Annotated in this window: 15 protein-coding genes; 7 read left to right on the top strand and 8 right to left on the bottom strand. The window is 70.4% G+C overall.

Features of this window, described 5'->3' with window-relative positions:
- The first annotated feature begins 114 nt into the window (after nt 1-114).
- The 6 genes from ACIRA5_RS35260 to ACIRA5_RS35235 are packed head-to-tail and all read left to right on the top strand — an operon-like array spanning nt 115 to nt 7,087.
- Nucleotides 115-1,737: an AMP-binding protein gene (locus ACIRA5_RS35260; RefSeq protein ID WP_403697948.1), complete on the top strand. Its 1,623-nt coding sequence runs from the start codon at nt 115-117 to the stop codon at nt 1,735-1,737.
- A gap of 32 nt (nt 1,738-1,769) precedes the next feature.
- Nucleotides 1,770-2,510 (top strand): CoA transferase subunit A, encoded by a 741-nt coding sequence (locus ACIRA5_RS35255; RefSeq protein ID WP_403697946.1) that lies wholly within the window; start codon nt 1,770-1,772, stop codon nt 2,508-2,510.
- Nucleotides 2,507-3,163, top strand: a complete 657-nt coding sequence (locus tag ACIRA5_RS35250; protein WP_403697945.1) for a 3-oxoacid CoA-transferase subunit B — start codon at nt 2,507-2,509, stop codon at nt 3,161-3,163. Before ACIRA5_RS35255 ends, ACIRA5_RS35250 begins: the two co-directional genes overlap by 4 nt.
- Nucleotides 3,160-4,704 carry a class I adenylate-forming enzyme family protein gene (locus tag ACIRA5_RS35245; RefSeq protein ID WP_403697943.1) on the top strand — a complete coding sequence of 515 codons (1,545 nt, stop codon included), beginning with the start codon at nt 3,160-3,162 and terminating at the stop codon, nt 4,702-4,704. Before ACIRA5_RS35250 ends, ACIRA5_RS35245 begins: the two co-directional genes overlap by 4 nt.
- 5 nt (nt 4,705-4,709) lie before the next feature.
- A complete protein-coding gene (locus ACIRA5_RS35240; RefSeq protein WP_403697941.1) occupies nt 4,710-5,936 on the top strand; it encodes an acyl-CoA dehydrogenase family protein in 1,227 nt (408 codons plus the stop codon).
- On the top strand, nt 5,933-7,087 hold the full coding sequence (locus ACIRA5_RS35235) for an acyl-CoA dehydrogenase family protein (protein WP_403697939.1): 1,155 nt from the start codon (nt 5,933-5,935) through the stop codon (nt 7,085-7,087). Before ACIRA5_RS35240 ends, ACIRA5_RS35235 begins: the two co-directional genes overlap by 4 nt.
- On the opposite strand, the gene ACIRA5_RS35230 is transcribed toward ACIRA5_RS35235, so the two are convergent.
- Entirely contained in the window at nt 7,047-7,946 is a 900-nt protein-coding gene (locus ACIRA5_RS35230; RefSeq protein ID WP_403697937.1) for an SDR family NAD(P)-dependent oxidoreductase, read from the bottom strand. The genes ACIRA5_RS35235 and ACIRA5_RS35230 overlap by 41 nt on opposite strands.
- Nucleotides 7,947-8,050: 104 nt before the next feature.
- On the opposite strand from ACIRA5_RS35230, the gene ACIRA5_RS35225 reads away from it, so the two are divergent.
- Nucleotides 8,051-9,646 carry a flavin-containing monooxygenase gene (locus ACIRA5_RS35225; RefSeq protein WP_403697935.1) on the top strand — a complete coding sequence of 532 codons (1,596 nt, stop codon included), beginning with the start codon at nt 8,051-8,053 and terminating at the stop codon, nt 9,644-9,646.
- Between the two features lie 12 nt (nt 9,647-9,658).
- On the opposite strand, the gene ACIRA5_RS35220 is transcribed toward ACIRA5_RS35225, so the two are convergent.
- From ACIRA5_RS35220 to ACIRA5_RS35190, 7 genes are all read right to left on the bottom strand, one after another.
- Nucleotides 9,659-10,621 carry an LLM class F420-dependent oxidoreductase gene (locus tag ACIRA5_RS35220; protein ID WP_403697933.1) on the bottom strand — a complete coding sequence of 321 codons (963 nt, stop codon included), beginning with the start codon at nt 10,619-10,621 and terminating at the stop codon, nt 9,659-9,661.
- Nucleotides 10,621-11,664 carry a phosphotransferase family protein gene (locus ACIRA5_RS35215; RefSeq protein WP_403697932.1) on the bottom strand — a complete coding sequence of 348 codons (1,044 nt, stop codon included), beginning with the start codon at nt 11,662-11,664 and terminating at the stop codon, nt 10,621-10,623. The genes ACIRA5_RS35220 and ACIRA5_RS35215 overlap by 1 nt, the downstream gene beginning before the upstream one ends.
- Nucleotides 11,665-11,695: 31 nt before the next feature.
- Nucleotides 11,696-12,982: an acyl-CoA dehydrogenase family protein gene (locus tag ACIRA5_RS35210; RefSeq protein ID WP_403697930.1), complete on the bottom strand. Its 1,287-nt coding sequence runs from the start codon at nt 12,980-12,982 to the stop codon at nt 11,696-11,698.
- Nucleotides 12,983-13,006: 24 nt separating this feature from the next.
- The gene (locus ACIRA5_RS35205) at nt 13,007-14,080 is read right to left on the bottom strand and encodes an acyl-CoA dehydrogenase family protein (protein ID WP_403697928.1); all 1,074 of its coding nucleotides are present in this window, start codon (nt 14,078-14,080) and stop codon (nt 13,007-13,009) included.
- 28 nt (nt 14,081-14,108) lie between these two features.
- The gene (locus ACIRA5_RS35200) at nt 14,109-15,302 is read right to left on the bottom strand and encodes an acyl-CoA dehydrogenase family protein (protein WP_403697926.1); all 1,194 of its coding nucleotides are present in this window, start codon (nt 15,300-15,302) and stop codon (nt 14,109-14,111) included.
- 48 nt (nt 15,303-15,350) lie between these two features.
- Nucleotides 15,351-18,047, bottom strand: a complete 2,697-nt coding sequence (locus tag ACIRA5_RS35195; protein ID WP_403697924.1) for a glycoside hydrolase family 2 TIM barrel-domain containing protein — start codon at nt 18,045-18,047, stop codon at nt 15,351-15,353.
- A 65-nt stretch (nt 18,048-18,112) separates the two neighbouring features.
- Nucleotides 18,113-19,294 (bottom strand): amidohydrolase family protein, encoded by a 1,182-nt coding sequence (locus ACIRA5_RS35190; RefSeq protein ID WP_403697923.1) that lies wholly within the window; start codon nt 19,292-19,294, stop codon nt 18,113-18,115.
- Nucleotides 19,295-19,304 lie beyond the last annotated feature (10 nt).

The raw sequence follows: 19,304 nt of genomic DNA, 5'->3' as shown, positions 1-19,304 counted from the left end.
TACGGTGCCATCGACCGGGCGGCCATTGCTGCACCCTCGACGGCGAATTAGAGTGTACTGAATACATCCTGGCGGCTCTTCCCCTCCCGCGCCTTCGACACCGTGGAGCATCCCGTGCACATCGTCGATCTCCCCCGCCCGACCGACCGGGTCGTCGGTCGCGTCCTGACCGAGCAGGCCGAAATCCAGGGCGACCACCGCTGGTTGGTCTCCGACGACCGCGTGGTCACCTTCGGCGAGGCCCGCGACACGGTCTCGCGCGTCGCCACCTCCCTGTCCGGCTTCGGCGTCGGCCGCGGTGACGTGGTGGCCGTCCACATGGACGCCTCCATCGACCTCGTCCTGGCCGGCGTCGCAGCGTCCGAACTGGGCGCCAGGTTCGCGCCGATGAGCACCGACTACCACGGCGAGTTCCTCAGCCGGAACATCACCTCCTCCACCGCCCGGGTCCTGATGACCGACGCCCAGCACGCCGAGCAGTACGCGACGCTCGCCGACATCGGCCAGGTCGGGCACCTCGTCGTCGCGGGCGGCGCGGACCTCGACGCGCTGCGGCGTCCCGGCCTGGAGGTGCACACCTTCGACGAGTTGGTCGCGAGCGACCCGCTCCCCCTGCCCTCCGCCGCCCGCTACGACGACGTCCTGATGATGTGGTGGTCATCGGGCACCACCGGCGCCCCGAAGGGCATCATGCAGACGCACGCCGGACTGATGCACTCCGCCGTCCGCTGGATCGGTGACCGGGACATCCGCGAGGACGAGGTCTGGTACTCCTGCCTGCCGATGTACCTGGGCGGCGCATGGACCACCGCGCTGTGGCCATCCCTGGTCAGCGGGACGACGGCCGCGATCGATCCACGCCTTTCCGTGTCGCGGTTCTGGGATCGCGTACGGCACTACAAGGCCACGCAGATCTTCACACTCGGCGCGATGCACATGTTCCTGATGCAGGCTCCCGAGCGCCCCGACGACCGGGACAACACGGTGCGCTGCGCCGTCCCGGTGCCGATGCCGTGGAGTCAGGTGCCCGCGTTCAAGGAGCGGTTCGCGATCCCCGACGTCCAGCAGGCGTACGGGCAGAGCGAGGTGCCGTGCCGGATCTTCGCGGCGCCCGACGACGGCACGCCGTGGCGGGACAACGCGATCGGCAGGCCCGTGCCCTGGCTCGACGTACGGCTCGTGGACGAGCACGACGAGGACGTGCCCGTCGGCGAGGCGGGCGAGATCATCGTCCGCCCGAAGGAGCCGTTCACCCTCTTCGCCGGGTACTTCAACGCGCCCGAGACCACCGCTCGCACCTGGCGCAACCTGTGGCACCACACCGGGGACCTCGCGCGCGCCGAGCCGGACGGGCAGTACTTCTTCGCGGACCGCAAGAAGGACTACATCCGATACAAGGGCCGCAACATCTCCATGGCCGAGGTGGAGGCCGTGGTGGCCGGGCACCCGGACGTGGCCGAAGTCGCCGCTTTCGGGCGGCAGTCGGCGGAACTGGAGTCGGAGGCCGAGCTGGCGCTCGCGGTGGTCGCCACGGCCGGGACGAAGCCGGACGCCGAGGACCTGGCCCGGTACGTCAATGACCACGCGCCGTACTACTTCGTGCCGCGCTACATCGAGATCGTCGACGACCTGCCGCGCAACGCCCAGTTCAAGACCGACAAAGTCACCCTGCGTTCCCGGCCACTCGCCGACGACGTATGGGACCGTGACCGCGCCGGTTTCGACGTGGCCCGGTGAACACGGTGACCACAGCGGACACGGTCGGCAAAGTGACGGGGACTCAAGAAGCCGTGGCCGACATCGGCGACGGCGCGAGCCTCGCCGTGGGCGGCTTCGGGCTGTGCGGCATCCCGATGGATCTCATCCAGGCCCTGGCCGAGCACGGCGCGGGCGCACTGCGCGTCGTCTCGAACAACTGCGGGGTGGACGACTGGGGGCTCGGCATCCTGCTCGCCGCCGGCCGCATCGCCCGGATGACCTCCTCCTACCTCGGCGAACACGCCGAGTTCGGGCGCCGGTTCCTGAGCGGTGAGCTGGAGGTCGAGCTGGTGCCGCAGGGCACGCTCGCCGAGCGGCTGCGGGCGGGCGGCGCCGGAATTCCCGCCTTCTACACACCGGTCGGCGCCGGAACGGACCTGGCCACCGGAAGGATGCCACTGCGCCACGCCCCGGACGGCTCGGTCGCGGCCTGGGCACCGGCCCGCGAGACACGGGTCATCGACGGCCTCGAAGTGATCCTCGAACACGCCATCACCTGCGACTTCGCGCTCGTGCACGCCGCCGTCGCGGACACCGACGGCAATCTCGTCTTCCACTCCAGCGCCCGCAACTTCAACCCGCTGTGCGCGATGGCGGGCCGGATCACTGTCGCCGAGGCCGAGACCATCGTGCCGAGCGGCGCCCTCGACCCGGACCACATCCATCTGCCGGGCATCTTCGTCCAGCGCGTGGTACAGGCGCGGGCCACGACGCCCAAGCGGGTCGAACGACGGGGGGTGGCCGTCGGATGAGCCGGCAGACCCGGTCCCTCATCGCCGCCCGCGGCGCCCGTGAACTGACCGATGGGATGTACGTCAATCTGGGCATCGGCATCCCGACGTCCGTGCCCTCCTTCCTCGACCCGGCCCTGCGTGTCGTCCTGCACAGCGAGAACGGGCTGCTCGGCGTGGGTGGTTTCCCCTCGACGACGGACGAGGACCCCGACACCGTCAACGCGGGCAAGGAGCCGGTGACGCTGACGGCAGGGGCGTCGGTCTTCGACTCCGGACTCTCCTTCGCCATGGTGCGCGGCGGCCATCTCGACCTGGCGCTCCTCGGCGGCATGCAGGTCTCCGCCGGTGGCGACCTCGCCAACTGGCGGACGGCAGGCCGCCTCATCAAAGGCATGGGCGGCGCCATGGACATCGTCCGCGGGGCGCGCCGCGTCGTGATCCTCATGGAGCACACGACCCGCGACGGCACGGCCAAACTCGTCGAGAAGTGCACCCTGCCGCTCACCGGCCAGGGCGTGGTTCATCGGGTGATCACCGAGCTCGGCGTCCTTGACGTGACCGAGGACAGCTTCGTCCTGCGTGAACTCGCGCCGGGCGTGGGCGTCACCGACGTGCTGGACCGCACGGACGCCCCGGTCTCCGTGCGCCTCGACGACAGGGACGGGCGATGACCACCACCACACGAAGGGAACCGGGCGAGATGGATCTGGTCGAGACCGTCGACGCGGTCATGCGTCTCGACGCCGGGGCGCGGGCTCTGTGCTTCGAGGAACACTGGTACACCTGGGGCGAGTTGACCGCGTACGGCGACGGGGTACTCGGCCTGGTCGCGGGCTCGGACGTGCCGCCCGACCGTGCCGTGGGCGTGCTCCTGCGCAACGAACCGCTGTGCGTGGCCGTGCTCCTCGCCGCGCTGCGCGCCCGGCGTCCCGTGCTCACCTTCAGCGGCCTGCTGCCGGACGCGGCGCTCGCCGCCGACATACGGGGCACCCGCCCGGCCGCCCTGGTGGTCCCGCCCGCCGACGCGGACCGCGCGGGGCTCGCCGACGCGCTCGCTGCGGTCGGCGGCGTCGGTATCCGTGCTGTGGACGACCCGAGCGTCCTTCCGGGCACACGGCACGACACCGACGCCGATCACTTCATCCCGTCCGCGGGCACCGTCGCCGTCATGCTCACCAGCGGCACGACGGGCCCGCCCAAGCGCGTGGCGCTGACGTACGAAGGGCTCGCCCACGCCGTGCACAGCGCCAACCGGCACCACGAGGGCGCACGCGCGGACGCGGCGCCCCGACTGCGCGATGCCACGTCCATCATCGACCTGCCCCTGTTCAACATCACCTCGTATCTCGACATCGCCATGACCGTCGCGGCCGGACGGCGCATCTGTCTGATGCGCCGGTTCGAGCCCTGGGCGTGGGCGCGTGCGGTGCGCGGGCATCGGGTCGTCGTGTCGCTGCTCGTGCCCGCCGCGCTGCGCATGGTCCTCGACGCGCGGATCCCCGAGGAGTGGCTGACCAGCCTCAAGGTCGTGCGCTCGGGCTCCGCGCCCCTCGATCCGAAGGTCGCCGAGGAGTTCGAGGAGCGGTACGGGATTCCGTTGATCGTCTCGTACGGCGCGACCGAGTTCTCCGGTGCGCTCGCCGGGCTCACCATGGCCGACCGGCGGCGCTGGGGCTCGGCGAAGCGGGGCAGCGTCGGGCGGCCGCACCCGGGTGTCGAGCTGCGCATCCTCGACCCTGACGACGGGCACGAACTGGAGGCGGGGCAGGTGGGCGTGCTGCTCGCGCGCGCCCCGCAGATCGCGGGGACCGAGCCCGGCGGCTGGGCCCGCACCAACGACCTGGCCCGTCTGGACGCAGACGGCTTCCTGTTCATCGAGGGCCGGGTGGACGACGTCATCATCCGCGGCGGCTTCAAGGTGGACCCGAGCGCGGTCGCGGACGTGTTGCGGCTGCACCCGGACGTGGCCGATGCCGCGGTGGTCCCGCTGTCCGACCCGCGTCTGGGCCAGGTCCCCGTCGCAGCCGTGGTGCTCCGCCCGTCACGGCAGGAGCGGCCGGGCGAGGAACTGGAGGGCGCGCTGCAGGACTGGGTGCGCGAGCGTCTCGTCCCCTACGCCGTGCCCGTACGGATCCGGGCCGTTCAGGCGCTGCCGCGCACACCCACCATGAAGATCGCTCAACGTCAACTCCTCGACCTGCTGCGGAGCTGAGCCCCATGACCTCTGAGCCCACGTCTGTCTTCGCCCCCACGGACGACCACGAACAACTCCGCCGCGACCTGCGCGACTGGCTCGCCGTTCACACACCGGACGGCTGGCACGAGGAGCTGCGCACCGCCACCAAGGAGCAGTTCCGCGCCTTCAACATCCGTCAGGCCCGTACCCTGCGCGCGGCCGGGCTGCTCGCCGCACACTGGCCGGCCGTGCACGGGGGCGGCGGCTTCAGCTTCCGTGAACAGATCCTGATCCAGGAGGAGTTGGTTCGCGCCGACTTCCCGCAGCCCCGCCTCCTGGAGATCTCGCTCGCGCACATCGCGGCCACCCTCATCGCACACGGCAACGAGGAGCAGCGTGCGCACCTGCCGGCCATTTTGGACGGGGAGATCTGGTGCCAGGGGTTCTCTGAGCCGGACGCAGGCTCCGACCTGGCGTCGCTGCGCACCCGCGCGGAGCACAGAGGCGATGTGTATGTCGTCAACGGACAGAAGATCTGGTCCAGTTACGCCGACCACGCGTCGTGGTGCCTGCTCCTTGCCCGCACCGATCCCGACGCCCCCAAGCACCGCGGACTGTCGCTGCTGATGCTCGACCTCGACGCGCCCGGGGTCGAGCTGCGGCCGATCCGGCAGGCGACGGGCACCGAGGAGTTCAGCGAGATCTTCCTCACCGATGTCGAGATCCCGGTGGCGCACCGGCTCGGCGAGGAGAACGCGGGGTGGCGCATGGCGCAGACCACGCTCGCCGCCGAACGCGTCTTCAACACCCTGGAGTTGCAGGCCCGGCTCGCCATGGCGGCCGAGGAGATCGCCGCGCAGGCGCGGCACACACCGGTCGGAGCGGACGGCGGCAGGGCGGCCGCCGACGACACGGCGTTCCGCCAGGACCTGGCCGCGCGGGCCGCGGAGATCGAGGTGCTCGGCCTCCTCGGGCAGCACCTGGCCCGCGGTGTGGAGCGCACCGGTGAGGTCGGCGTGGAGGGCTCGCTCGTCAAGCTCCTCTACAGCGAGACCCTGCAGAAACTGACCGGCCTCGCCCTGCGCATGCAGGGCATGTCGGCCTTGCTCGACCAGCGACGCGAGTTCGCCACGACGTGGACCTCGGGTCACTGGATGATCGACCATCTCAAATCGTGGAACTGGACGATCGCCGCCGGAAGCAATGAGATCCAGCGCACCATCATCGGCGAGCGCGTCCTCGGCCTGCCCCGGGAGCCGCAGCAATGACCCTCACCCAGACCCCTACGCCCACCCTCTCCCCGCTGGATCCGGAACAGGACGATGTGCGCGAGGAGTTCCGCCGCTCGGTCCGTGCCGTCCTGCGTGACACGACGGCCGAGCGCGGGATACGTCCCGTCTGGTCGGCGGAGGACGACAACGCGGCAGCGTTCCAACAGGCCGCACAGCTCGGCTGGTTGGGCCTCCTGGTCACCGAACGCTGGGGCGGTGCAGGCGCCGGAATGCGTGAAGTGGCCGTCGTCGCGGAGGAATTGGGCGCGCATCTGGCGGTCGTCCCGTTTCTCTCCAGCTCCGTGCTCACGTGCACCGCTCTCGCCGTGGGCGGTGACGCGGAGACGGGGGCGCGCTGGCTGCCCGGTCTCGCCGCCGGGCGGCTGCGTGGGGCGGTGGCGCTGACGGGGCCGTGCGGGCGCCCCGATCCCGAACTGCTCGACGTGCGGGCGCGGATCGAGGACGGGCGGCCCGTCCTCGACGGCACGGCCGGGTTCGTCCTGGACGCCGCCGGCGCCGACCTGCTCGTCGTCGCGGCGCGCCGGGCCGACCGGCCGAGGGCCGATCTGTACGTGGTGGAGCGCGGGACGCCGGGCCTGGAGATCACGGATCTGCTGAGCGTCGACCGAACCCGCAGGATGGGCACGCTGGTCCTGCGCGATGTCCGCTTGGACCCCTCGGCTCGTCTGCCGTACAGCTCGGAGGCGTGGCCGGTGCTCACCCAGAGGTCCACGGTGGCGTTCGCCGCCGACTCGGTGGGCGCGGCGCGACGGGCCTTGGACATGGCGGTCGAGTACGCCAAACAGCGCGAGCAGTTCGGCCGCCCCATCGGGTCCTTCCAGGCGATCAAGCACAAGCTCGCGGACATGTATCTGCTCGTCCGGGGCGCCTCGCTGGCGGTCGAGGCCGCCGCGGCCGCCCTGGACGAGGGACGCGACACCCGCCGTCTTGTCGCGGTGGCGGGCTCGTACGCGAAGGACGCGGCGGCGAAGGTCACCGGGGACGCCATCCAGGTGCACGGCGGCATCGGCTACACCTGGGAGCACGACTGCCACCGCCTGTTCAAGCGGGCCAAGTTCGACGAGAACTACCTCGTCGATCCGACACTCAACCGCGAGATGATCGCCCGGCTGATGCTGGGCGGCTGATCCGGTCGGCGGTCTCGTAGCCGGTCTGATCAGCGGCTTGGTCGGCGGCCTCCAGGAGCGGTCCTGTCCTGGCCCGCACCCGGTCCGTGGAGCCGGGATGGGTGAACACATAGAAGCGCCCGTCCCGGACCGCGGCCACGGCCGCTCGTGCCACCTGAGCCGGTGTCAGCGTCGTCCCCCAGTTACGGTCCTGGCTTCCGGAACCGGGCGCCAGGGCCCACGGCTCCTGGCGCCCGAAAGCCGCGAGGCGGCGCTCCTCCTTCGCCGGAAGCCCGGTGCTCACCGCGCCGGGGCACAGGACGGACACCCCCACGGGCGCCTGACGTGCGGCCAGTTGGGCCCGCAGGCTCTCGGAGAGCGCGACGACCGCGTGCTTGCTCACCGTGTACTCGGGGATCAACGTCCCCGAGGTCACGCCCTGCATCGACGCGGTGTTGAGGACATGACCCGGGTGGCCCGCCGCGAGCATCGCCGGCACGAACGCCTGGATGCCGTGGAGGACGCCCCACAGGTTCACCTCCATCACGCGCCGCCACTCGGCCACGGGCAGCTCCCACAGCGGATCACCGACCGGGCCCATCACTCCGGCGTTGTTGCACAGCACGTCCACCGCGCCGAACCGGTCCAGGGCCGCGTCCCGCAGGCACAGCACCTGCTCCCGGTCCGACACATCGGTGCGGACGGCGATCACGTCCGTCCCACTGTCAGCGAGTTCGCGCCCGACCACCTCCACCCGCGGACCGTCGACATCGGCGAGCACGAGCCTGGCGCCCCCGGCCGCGAACGCCTCGGCGAGTGCCCGGCCGATCCCGTCGGCCGCTCCGGTGACGACGACGACCTTGCCCTGAAGATCCTTCACACGACATCCCTCCGACCAGATCAGGAACTAATAGAGTATCCTTAAATAGCTCGCGCGGTGTACCGCGGAGCAACAGCCGGACCGGCTCACTTCGGGAGGCACGGATGGCACAACAGGTCGACGCAGTGGTGATCGGCGCCGGGTTCGCAGGCCTCTATCAGCTGCACAGGCTGCGCGAACTCGGCTTCACCACCCAGGGTTTCGAGGCCGGCGGCGGCGTCGGCGGCACCTGGTACTGGAACCGCTACCCCGGCGCCCGCTGCGACGTGGAGAGCATGGACTACTCGTACTCGTTCTCCGAGGAGCTGGAGCAGGAGTGGGAGTGGACCGAGCGCTTCCCCGCCCAGCCGGAGATCCTGCGCTACCTGGAGCACGTGGCCGACCGGTTCGCGCTGCGGCCGATGATCCGCTTCGACACCCGGGTCACCTCTGCCGTCCTCGACGAGGAGACGCTGCGCTGGACGGTCACCACCGACGGCGGCGACACCGTCGACGCCCGCTTCCTGATCGCCGCGACAGGGTGCCTGTCGGCGTGGCAGGTGCCGGACTTCGAGGGCCTGGAGTCGTACCAGGGGAAGACGTACCACACCGGCAATTGGCCCAAGGAGTCGGTGGACTTCACCGGTCTGCGGGTCGGTGTCGTCGGCACCGGGTCCAGCGGCATCCAGTCGATACCCCGGATCGCCGAGCAGGCCGCCGAGCTGTACGTCTTCCAGCGCACCCCCAACTTCAGCGTGCCGGCCCGCAACCATCCGCTGACCGCCGAGTACCGGGCGGACCGCAAGGGCACGTACCGCGAGTACCGGGAGCGTGCCAAGTACTCGGGCGGTGGGCACTCGGCGATCCCGCCCGTCAAGTCGGCCCTGGAGGCGGGCGAGTCGGAGCGGCGCGGCGAGTACGAGAAGCGCTGGCGGCTCGGCGGGGCGCCGCTGATGCAGCAGTGCTACAACGACCTGATGCTGAGCGAGGCGGCCAACGACACGATCGCCGAATTCGTCCGGGACAAGATCCGGGAGACGGTCAAGGACCCCGACACGGCGGAGAAGCTGTGCCCGACCGGCTACGCGTTCGGCGCCAAGCGGCTCTGTGTCGACACCGACTACTTCGAGACGTACAACCGCGACAACGTCACCCTCGTCGATGTGCACCACTCCCCCATCGAGAAGATCACCCCGAGCGGCATCGCCACCGGGGAGCGGGAGTTCGCGCTCGACGCGCTCGTCTTCGCCACCGGCTACGACGCGATGACCGGGCCGCTGCTCAGGCTCGGCATCCGCGGGCGGGGCGGCCGGGAGCTCAAGGAGGTCTGGGCGCAGGGGCCGCGTGCCTACCTCGGGATCCAGGTGGCCGGGTTCCCCAACCTGTTCACCATCACCGGACCCGGCAGCCCCTCGGTGCTCAGCAACATGGTGGTGTCGATCGAGCAGCACGTCGACTTCGTGACCGATGCCCTCGTGCACCTGCGGGACCACGGCATCGAGTCGATGGAACCAGAGACCGGGGCCCAGGACGCGTGGGTGGCCCATGTCACGGAAGCGGCCGACGCCACGCTCCACGTGAAGGCGAACTCCTGGTACCTGGGCGACAACATCCCTGGAAAACCACGGGTGTTCATGCCGTATGTGGCGGGGGTCGGCGCCTACCGCAGGAAGTGCGACGAGGTGGCCGGGCGCGGCTATGAGGGATTCGTGTTGCGGTAAAGGGCGGTGGCGTCAGGCCGTCGGGGCGAGAGCCGCGGCGGCCTCACGCACGTCGAGACCGCTCGGGAGCAGCGCCCACACCGGCGTCGTGACACCGGCCCGCACATAGTCCTCGACGCGGCGGCGGCACTCGGCCGGGGAGCCGTGCACGCACACCGCGTCCACCACCTCGTCCGGCACGGCGGCCACAGCGGCCCTGCGATCCCCCGCGTCCCAGGCGGCCCACATGTCGGCGAGCGCCTCGCCGTGGCCGAGCCAGGAGTAGTAGGCGCGGTAGACCGGGACGGTGAGGTAGCCGGTGACCAGGGTGCGCACGGCGGCCCGGACCGCCTCGGCGTCCTCGGAGGGGCACACCATGATCCGGGCGACGATCTCGGCCTGCGGGTTCTCCTCGTGGACGATCGTCGCGATACGGCGCACGTCGTGTGGGGACACCCAGTTGAGGATCACCCCGTCCGCCTCCCGCGCACCGAGCCGCAGCATCCGCTCGCGCAGCGCCGCGACAAGGATCTTCGGGGGCGTCGGCGGCAGCAGTCCGAGCCGGAAGCCGTCGACGGAGAAGGTGTCGTACCGCTGCTTGATCCGCTCGCCGGTGAACGCGGCACGCAGAAAGGCGACCAGGTCGCGGGTGCGCGCGTACGGGGACTCGTACGGGATGTCGTTCCACTTGCGCACGATGACGTTCGACGAGGCGCCGAGCCCGAGCGTGAACCGGCCGGGCGCGGCGCAGGCGAGCGCGGCGGCGGACTGGGCGAGCGTGGCGGGGCCGCGGGTGAACGAGGAGACGATCGCGGTGCCGAGCCGCAGCCTCGGTTCGGCGGCCGCGGCGAGCGCGAGCGGCGTGAAACCGTCGGCCGCGTTCGACTCGGTGGACCAGGCGTCGGTGTATCCGAGGTCCGCCAACTGTTGGTAGAGCAACGGGTGTTGGTCGAGCGGGATGCCGTCCAGGGGGACGGTAAGGCCCCAGCGGTTCATCACTCTCGCTCCCCTCGGGTGATGGCGTGGGCGGTGGCGATGAGCTTCGGCACGATCCACGCGAAGTCGGCGTGCAGCGCGGTGTCGCTGCGGCCGGTGATGTGCCGGTGGTACGAGCCCTCGGCGATGCAGCCGAGTTTGAAGAGCGCGAGCACCTCGTAGTAGCGGCGGTGCGTGACGTCGCGGCCGCAGACCTCCGCGTACCGTGCCGCGAGTTCGGCGCGGGTGGGCGCTCCGGGGTGCTGGCTCGCGTTGCCGTAGAAGGCGTTGAGCGGCGACTGTTCGCCGGGTTCGGTCCACAGGCCGAGCACCCAGCCCAGGTCCACGAGCGGGTCGCCGACGGTGGACTGCTCCCAGTCAAGGACGCCGGCGACGCGCGGCGGCAGATCGTGCGCGAACAGGACGTTGAGGAACTGGTAGTCGCCGTGGATGATCCCCGGCTCCCCGGAGACCGGCTGGTGGGTACGGAGCCACCGCGCGACCTCGTCGAGGTACGGCAGGTCGCGGGTGCGGTAGTGGGCCAACTGGCCCAGCCAGCGCTCTACTTGGCGTTCCAGATAACCGGCCGGGCGGCCGAACCCGGCGAGCCCCGCCGCCTCCCAGTCCACCCGCGACAGATGGGCGATGACCTCGATGAAGTCGTACATCATCGCGCGCATCGCCCCGTCCGCAAGAGCGTGCTCGGGATAGGGGGCCTTGAGGTGGAACCCCTTGACCTGGGACATCAGCAGGAACGGCCGGCCGAGCACGCTCTCGTCGGTGCACAGGTGGAGCGCCTGGGGGCAGGGCACGGGGGTGCCGCGCAGCGCGCGCAGGACGCGGTACTCGCGGGCCACGTCGTGCGCGGATGCGGACAGGCGGCGGCGCGGTGGGGTGCGCAGGATCACCGGGTCCGGGCTGTCCGCCGTGGAGAGTTCGAAGATCTCGTTGGAGCTGCCCGAGGTGATGCGCCGGATCTCGCGCACGGCGCCGATCTCGGGGACCTCGCGGTCCAGGTAGGGCAGCAGGGAGCGCTCATCGACGAAGCTGTCCAGGTCCGCCATGGTCTGGCGACCGCCTCTCCACGGTTGAGGATCAGTGGTTCAGGCTCAGTGCCTCGATGGCTGCCGCGAATCGCTCCTTCGCGGCCGCCGCGCGCGCGGGGATGTGCTCGCTCGGGACCTCGCGCGGCTCATATCCGCGCAGCGTCCGGCGGGCGACGGTGACCCGGTGGACCTCGTCCGGGCCGTCCACGATGGAGAACGACCTGGCCTGACGGAACATCAGCTCCAGTGGCAGATCGGTGGAGTAGCCGAGCGATCCGTGGACCTGGATCGCCTTGTCCACGACGTCGAAGAGGACCCGCGAGCCGAAGTACTTGATCATGGCGATCTCGGTCCGCGCCTCCTTGGCGCCGACCTGGTCGATCTTCCAGGCCGCGTGCAGGGTCATCAGGCGGGCCGCGTGCATCTGGGCCGCCGAGTCCGCGATGTAGTTCTGCACGGACTGCTTCTCGGACAGCAGCGAGCCGTGCGTGAACCGGGACACCGCGCGCTCGCACATCATGTCGAAGGCGCGCCGCATCATGCCGATCCAGCGCATGCAGTGGTGGATACGGCCTGGCCCGAGCCTCTTCTGAGCGAGCAGGAAGCCCTCCCCCGGACCGCCGATGAGGTGGTCGCCAGGCACGCGGACATCCTCGTAGCGTATCTCGGAGTCGCCGGTGGACCAGTTGAGGTGGTGCTCGCAGGGCTCGGCCATGGTGCCGATGGTGCGCAGCATGCGGACGCCGGGGGTGCCCTTGGGCACGATGAACATGGAGGCGCGCCGATGCGGCGGGGCATCCGGGTCCGTCACCGCCATGACGATGAGGAAGTCGGCGCTCGGGCCGTTGGAGGTGTACCACTTGTGCCCGTTGAGCACCCAGTCGTCGCCGTCCCGTACGGCCCGGGTGGTGAGCAGGGTCGGGTCGGCACCGGCGCCCGGTTCGGTCATGGAGAAGGCCGAGCGGAGCTCACCGGCGAGGAGCGGGTACAGCCACCGTTCCTTCTGCTCGTCGCTCGCGCCGACGGCGATCAGTTCGGCGTTGCCCGAGTCGGGGGCCATGTTGCCGAACACCTCGGAGGCGTAGAAGGCCTGGCCGAGTATCTCGTGCAGCAGTGCCAGCTTGACCTGGCCGAGGCCGCCGCCGCCGAGTTCCGGCGGCAGGTGCGCGGCCCACAGGCCCGCCTCCTTGACCTTCTGCTTGAGGGGTTCCTGGAGCCGGGTCAGCGCCTGACGGTCCGCGTCGAGCACTTCCAGGTCACGCACCTCGGTCGTGACGAACTCCCGTGCCCAGTCCAACTTCTTCTGGTACTCGGGCTCGGTGGCGAAGTCCCACATGCGTCCTGCCCTCCCCTGATTCGATCAGCCGACCAGGTCGAACTGGCTGTGTGCCCGCCGCAGACGGTGCAGTTCGGGCGCGCCCAGATACGTACGGTCGAAGACGGCACGACGCAGATAGAGGTGCAGGTCGCACTCCCAGGTGTAGCCGATACCGCCGTGCACCTCGATGGCGCGCCGCGCCGCCGCCACGTAACGCTCCGTCAGATGGGCCTTGGTGAGCGAAGCGAAGCCGCTCGCGTCGCTCTGACGGTTGTCGAGGGCGTGGGCGGCGTACCAGTACATGCCGCGCGCGGGCAGCACGTCGACGGCCAGGTCGGCGAGCTGGTGCTGGATCGCCTGGAAGTGGGCGATCGTCGTGCCGAACTGCTCGCGCATCCGGGCGTGGCCGACGGCCAGGTCGAGGCAGGTGGCCGCGCCGCCGTAGGCGTCGGCGGCCAGGAGTACGGCGCCCAGGTCGAGCACGCGGGCCGCGGCCTCGACACCGCCCGGAAGGCGTTCGTGCTCGGGGTCCGCGAACGTGAGGGTGGCCCCCGGCCTGGTGCGGTCGAGCGCCTCGCACGGCGTGACGGTGAGTCCGTCGGCGGCCAGGTCGACCAGGGCGAGCCCGTCGGCGAGGACCACCACGGCCAGATCCACACCGCCGCCCACCAGGACGCCGTGCTTCTCGCCGGTGAGCCGCTCGCCTCGCATGCCCAGTGTCTCCAGCTCCCAGCGTCGGCCCGGCTCGCCGACGGCGAGGGTGGCGCGTCGGGTCCCGGCCGCCAACTGCGGCAACCAGTGGGCTCGTTGGGCCGGGCTGCCGGCGAGCGCGATCGCGTATCCGGCGAGGGCGCGGCCGAGGAAGGGTCCCGGCGCGGCGGCCGCACCGAGCCGCTCGGCGGCGACCGCCGCGTCGAGGGCGCTCGCGCCGCCGCCCCCGTACTCCTGCGGAATCAGCATCTCGCAGAGGCCGAGCTCGTCGAAGGCGTCGACCGGGCCCAACCCGCCTTCCGGGTCGTAGCACTCCCGTACGCGCGTGAGCGGACAACGGCTCGCGGCGAAGGAGTCGACCGACTCCGCGAGCAGTCGCTGTTCGTCGGTCAGATCGAAGTTCATGGCCCGCCCGCTCCCCTGCTTTTCCTCGTCATTTGTCCTCGTCGCGCGGCAGTCCGAGGCCGCGCTGGGCGATGATGTTGCGCTGAATATTGGAGGCGCCGCCGGCTATGGCGCTGCCGAGCGAACCGAAGTACTGGTTCATCCACCGCTCGGGCCCGACCCGCGCCCCGCCGCCCGCGCCGGTGTGGGGCAGCAGGGCGGCGTCTCCGATGATGTCGAGCGCGATGGCGGCGACGCGGGCGGCGATGTTCGTACTGGAGATCTTGTTGGTGAGGCCGAGCAGGCCCGCGCTCTCGCCCTTGAGCGTCCGGGACAGCTGGTGGTAGCCGGAGTAGCGCTGCGCCTCCAGATAGCCTTGGACCTCGACGAGCCGGGTGCGCATGCCGGTGTCCTCGATCCAGGGCCGCCCGTCGGGACCCGGGGTGCGGCGGGCGAGGCGGATCAGGCTGCTCATCAAGCGCTCGGGTTCGGCCACGTCGCCGACCCAGGCACGCTCGTGCTTGAGCGTGGTGTTGGCGACGCGCCAGCCGTCGCCCACCGCGCCGAGCACCCAGTCGGCGGGGGTGGTGACGTCGGTCAGGAAGACCTCGTTGAACTCGGACTCGCCGGTGATCTGGCGCAGCGGGCGCACCTCGATCCCGGCCTGGTCCATCGGGACGAGGAAGTACGTCAGCCCTTTGCGCTTGGGGACGTCGGGATCGGTGCGGGCGAGCAGGAACATGTAGTCGGCCTCGTGGGCGAAGCTCGTCCACACCTTCTGGCCGTTGATCACCCAGCGGTCGCCGACGCGGTCGGCCCGGGTGCGCAGGGACGCGAGGTCGCTGCCCGCGCCGGGTTCGCTGTAACCCTGGCACCAGGTGATCCGCCCGTTGACGGTCGGTTCGACGAAGCGCTCCTTCTGCCACTCGGTGCCCGCCTCCAGCAGGGTGGGGACGAGGAGTTGAGTGCCGAGCGACCGGATCTCCATCGGTGCGCGGGCCGCCGTGAACTCCTCGCGCACCACGCGCGCCCTCAGGACGTCGGAGGGCTGCTCGCTGCCACCGTAACGGCGCGGGACGGACCGGTAGAGATAGCCCGCGTCGACGGCCAGTTTACGGAAGGCCGCCACCTCCGCCGGATCGACGCCGTGGCCACCGTCCGGGCCCCGTTCCCAGTGCTGCCGGAGGAAGGCCCGTACCTCCTCGCGGAACTGCTCGTACTCGGGTCCATACGCCAGATCCATCCGCTGCCTCTGTTCGCCGGAACCTCTCGGATAATAGAGGATACTCTTTTACCCGAGGGGCGACAAGGACGACCTCGCCGTCAAGACCCCGAGACGCAGGACGGCCGGCTCAAGCCCCTCTGCGGTGGCGGTGAGCATGACCTCACCGGGCTCCTTCGCGGACCGCAGGACGACCAGGGCTTTGCCGTGCCAGGTCCAGTGCCGGGGGCGCCGGAAGCTGTCGACGTTGTGCGGATTGCCGTTTCCGGCGGCCACGAGGTCACCGGCGCCCTCGACGCGGAAGGACACCTTGACCACGGCGTCGGGGACCGGACGGCCGTGCGCGTCGACCACCTCGACCAGCACATGCGCCAGGTCTCCCCGGCCGGTGGTGAGCGAGTGCACGTCGGACGTGAGCCGGAGCCCGGCGGGCTCGCCGGTGGTGGTGAGCGTCCTGCGGCCTATCTCGTGGCCGTCGCGGCGAGCGACAGCGGTCAACGTCCCCTGCCGGTAGGGCACGTCGAACGCGACCCTGCGCTGATCCGCCTCCGTCACGGACCTGGCGGCGATCCGCCGTCCGTCGAGCAGCAGCGTCACATGGTCGCCCGCGGTGTAGACGCGGACGACCATGTCCTTGCCTTCCGGAACATCCCAGGTCCAGCTGGGGAGTTCGTCGTAATAGCAGGACCGGACGTGGTACTGCCGCGTGCCCTGCGGGGTCGGACGCTCGACCATCATCTCCAACGGACTGAGCCCGTTGACGACGGATCGCCAGTGGTTCTGCGGCTTGCGCTGTCCGATCAGATCGATGTCGCCCTGGAAATTGACGAACCAGGGATACGGGATCTTCCCGATGGACGAGTCGAGGCGCCGGTCGTCGGCCTCGGCCCGGCTGTGCGCGACGAGCGTCGCACCACCACCCGACTCACCGATGTAGTCCCAGGCCGTCCACACCCAACTCCCCACGTACCAGGCGTTGTCACGGGCGATCTGCCAGTCGTTGTAGATGTCCGACGAGGTGTCCTCGCTCTGGAGGAACGCCTTGTCCGGGTGCGCCGCGTGGTCGGCGGCCGTGGGCGCTTGGTAGTGGTAGTCGCCGATGTCGACGTAGCGCCACGGATCGCCGCCGCTGGGCGGCGGGTTCATGCCGCCGAGCGAGACCGGTCGGGTCGGGTCGAGCGAGTGGACGAGCGCCGCGAGCCGTGGGCCGTAGTCATGGGGGTCGGGAACGGCGCCGATCTCGTTCCCGATCGACCAGATGACGACGCCGGGATGGTTGCGGTCACGCAGCAGCATGGCGGTCAGGTCGCGTTCCCACCACTGCGTGAAGTACTGGCTGTAGTCGTCGGGCAGGAGTTTGGGGACGTCCCACATGTCGGTGAACTCATTGAGCACGAGCATCCCGAGCCGGTCGCAGGCGTCGAGCATCGCCGTGGAGCGTGGATTGTGTGCCGCCCGGACCGCGTTGAAGGCGGCGGCCTTCAGAATCTCGATCTTCCGTTCCTCCGCGCGCGCGAAGGCGACGGCGCCCAGCGGGCCGTGATCGTGGTGCACGTTGCCGCCCCGCACCTTGTACGGCTTGCCGTTGAGCAGAAAACCGGCTGTTCCGTCGAAGACCAGGGAGCGGATCCCGAACGTGGTGGTGACGGCGTCGACCGTGCGGTCCGCCACCAGGATCTCGGCACGGACCCGGTACAGATTCGGCCGCTCCGGCGACCACAACTCGGCTCCAGAAACGGTGAGTTCCGCCACTAAGGCCTGGGGGGCGTCGTCGTCGACCGCCTTGACCGCGGTCGACGACGTGACGACCGTACGACCCCGCGCGTCAAGGACCGTCAGCCGCGCGCTCGCCTTCACCGGGGTCCCGGAGTTGACGGCCCGTACCTCCACGCGCACCACCGAGCGGCGCGCGTCGACCACCGGAGTCGTGACATGCACGCCCCACAAGGGGATCCGTACCGGCCCGGTGACCGTCAGCCGGGTGTGCCGGTTGATCCCTGAACCGGAGTACCAGCGGCTGGTCTTGCCCCGGTTGTCGACCCGGACCGCGACCACGTTCGCGCCCCGTGGATCGAGATGCGGCGTGAGGTCGTGCGCGAAGGACGTGGAGCCGTTCGGGTGCGAGCCGAGGTGGACTCCGTTCAGCCAGACGTCGGCGTTCGCGCAGACACCGTCGAAGTACAGCTCGACATGGCGGGGGCCGTCGGCCTCTGGCCCCGCGAAGTGTTTGCGGTACCAGCCCACGCCCGCCACCGTGTATCCCTGGCTCCGGCCCCCGGGAAACAGGATGTGCCCGATGCCCGGATACGTGAGGTCGGCGTCCGGTTCGGGATCCGCGCCGACGTCGAACGGTCCGATGCGCTCCGGCGGCTCACCGTCGGGCGACGGGCTCGTGACGAAGGCGAACGTGGCGGGATCCGCGGTGGCGCCGCCGTCGTCGGAGGTGGCCCCGGGCAGATCCTCGATCCGCCAGTCGTGCGGGAGGTCCAGGGTCCGCCACGCACTGTCGTCGAACGACGGCCGGTGTGCCCCGCCCACGTCGCCGCGGTGGAACCGCCACCCTTCGTCGAACGACTGCTCCCGCCGCGGCCCGCCCTGCCGGGTCGCTTCACCGTGCACGTCGGCCGCCGCCCGCGTCGCCCCCATCATCGCGAGCGTGGCGGCCCCCGCACCCCCCTCAAGGACCCGCCGCCGCGTCACGCTGGATCCGGCCCGGCGCGCGGCCGTGCCCGTCTCCTCGCTCTGCCCGGTCCCCTCGTTCATCATCGCGAAGCGCCCTCCTCGACAAGTACGGCATGACTGTGCTCGCCACCGGACCGGGCCCGGCACGCTCAGCGGAAGCGGAAGAGTTCGCGCGCGTTGGTCTCCACGATCTTGCGGACCTCGTCCGTGGGGACGTCGGCGAACACCTTCTTCGCGTTCTCACGGCTGTTCGGCCACAGCGAGTCCGCGTGCGGGTAGTCGCTCTCCCACAGGAGTCGGCCGACACCGATGTCGTGCCGCAGACCGATCCCGACCGGGTCGTCGATGAAGCACGAGTAGATGTGCTCGCGGACGACGTCGGAGGGGCGGCGGTCCGGATCCACATTGTTCTCCAGCGGGAACTCCCGGTAGGACTCCCACACTTGGTCCATCCGCATCAGCGCGTACGGGACCCAGCCGATGCCGCCCTCCGAGTAGGCCACCTTGAGCTTCGGGTTCTTGACGAAGACCGGCGACATGACCAGCTCGGCCATGGAGTTGAACAGGGTGATGCCGAACAGTGCGGTGACCGCGGCTTGCGGTGCCTCGGGCGACACGAACGGCACGATCCTCGACCCGCCGAAGTGCATGGACAGCGGCATCTCGTGCGCGGCCGCCGCCGCGAAGACACGGTCCCAGGCGGTGCCCTGGTACGAGGGCAGGCCGAGCCCCGCCGGATTGTCGGGGAACGTGATGGAGCGGGCGCCCTTGGCGGCGCAGCGCTCGATCTCGGCGACGCACTCCTCCTGGTCCCACAGCGGCAGGATGGTGAGCGGGATGTAGCGGTCGGGCGCGGCCGCGCACCACTCGTCGAGGACAAAGTCGTTGTACGCCCGCACGCAGAGCAGGGCGAGGTCCTTGTCCTTGGCGAAGACGAACTTGTTGCCGCAAAAGCCCGGGAAGCTCGGGAACGGGGCCTGCGCCCACACCCCGTCCTCGTCCATGTCGGCGAGGCGGGCCACCGGGTCGTAGTGTCCTGGCCGCATCTGGTCGAACCGGATCGGGCTGAAGTTGCGGTCCTTGACGTCGGTGCCCGCGGTCGCCGTGAGGCCCACGTTGGGCTCGAGGATGTCCTCGTAGCGCCAGATCTGCATGCCCGGCTTGAGGTGCACCGTCTTGGCGTAGAACGGCTCGATCCGCTCCTCGGCGATCTCCTCCACGTGTGGGCAGCGGTCGTGGTACTTGGCGGGCAGGCGGTCGGTCCACAGTCCGGCCGGCTCGATGAGATGGTCGTCGATCGAGATCATCTTGATGTCGTCGGTGAGGGGCACGAATCCTCCT

The sequence above is a fragment of the Streptomyces sp. NPDC096311 genome (assembly GCF_044763085.1).
Lineage (GTDB): Bacteria > Actinomycetota > Actinomycetes > Streptomycetales > Streptomycetaceae > Streptomyces.
This window is presented reverse-complemented; position numbering and strand designations above follow the sequence as displayed.

Excerpts from the sequence above, each read along its gene's own strand:
- ACIRA5_RS35220 (WP_403697933.1), bottom strand. The coding sequence starts at position 10,621 with ATGAACCGCTGGGGCCTTACCGTCCCCCTGGACGGCATCCCGCTCGAC.
- ACIRA5_RS35240 (WP_403697941.1), top strand. The coding sequence starts at position 4,710 with ATGACCTCTGAGCCCACGTCTGTCTTCGCCCCCACGGACGACCACGAA.
- ACIRA5_RS35200 (WP_403697926.1), bottom strand. The coding sequence starts at position 15,302 with ATGGATCTGGCGTATGGACCCGAGTACGAGCAGTTCCGCGAGGAGGTA.
- ACIRA5_RS35205 (WP_403697928.1), bottom strand. The coding sequence starts at position 14,080 with ATGAACTTCGATCTGACCGACGAACAGCGACTGCTCGCGGAGTCGGTC.
- ACIRA5_RS35210 (WP_403697930.1), bottom strand. The coding sequence starts at position 12,982 with ATGTGGGACTTCGCCACCGAGCCCGAGTACCAGAAGAAGTTGGACTGG.
- ACIRA5_RS35235 (WP_403697939.1), top strand. The coding sequence starts at position 5,933 with ATGACCCTCACCCAGACCCCTACGCCCACCCTCTCCCCGCTGGATCCG.
- ACIRA5_RS35245 (WP_403697943.1), top strand. The coding sequence starts at position 3,160 with ATGACCACCACCACACGAAGGGAACCGGGCGAGATGGATCTGGTCGAG.
- ACIRA5_RS35225 (WP_403697935.1), top strand. The coding sequence starts at position 8,051 with ATGGCACAACAGGTCGACGCAGTGGTGATCGGCGCCGGGTTCGCAGGC.
- ACIRA5_RS35250 (WP_403697945.1), top strand. The coding sequence starts at position 2,507 with ATGAGCCGGCAGACCCGGTCCCTCATCGCCGCCCGCGGCGCCCGTGAA.
- ACIRA5_RS35195 (WP_403697924.1), bottom strand. The coding sequence starts at position 18,047 with ATGATGAACGAGGGGACCGGGCAGAGCGAGGAGACGGGCACGGCCGCG.
- ACIRA5_RS35215 (WP_403697932.1), bottom strand. The coding sequence starts at position 11,664 with ATGGCGGACCTGGACAGCTTCGTCGATGAGCGCTCCCTGCTGCCCTAC.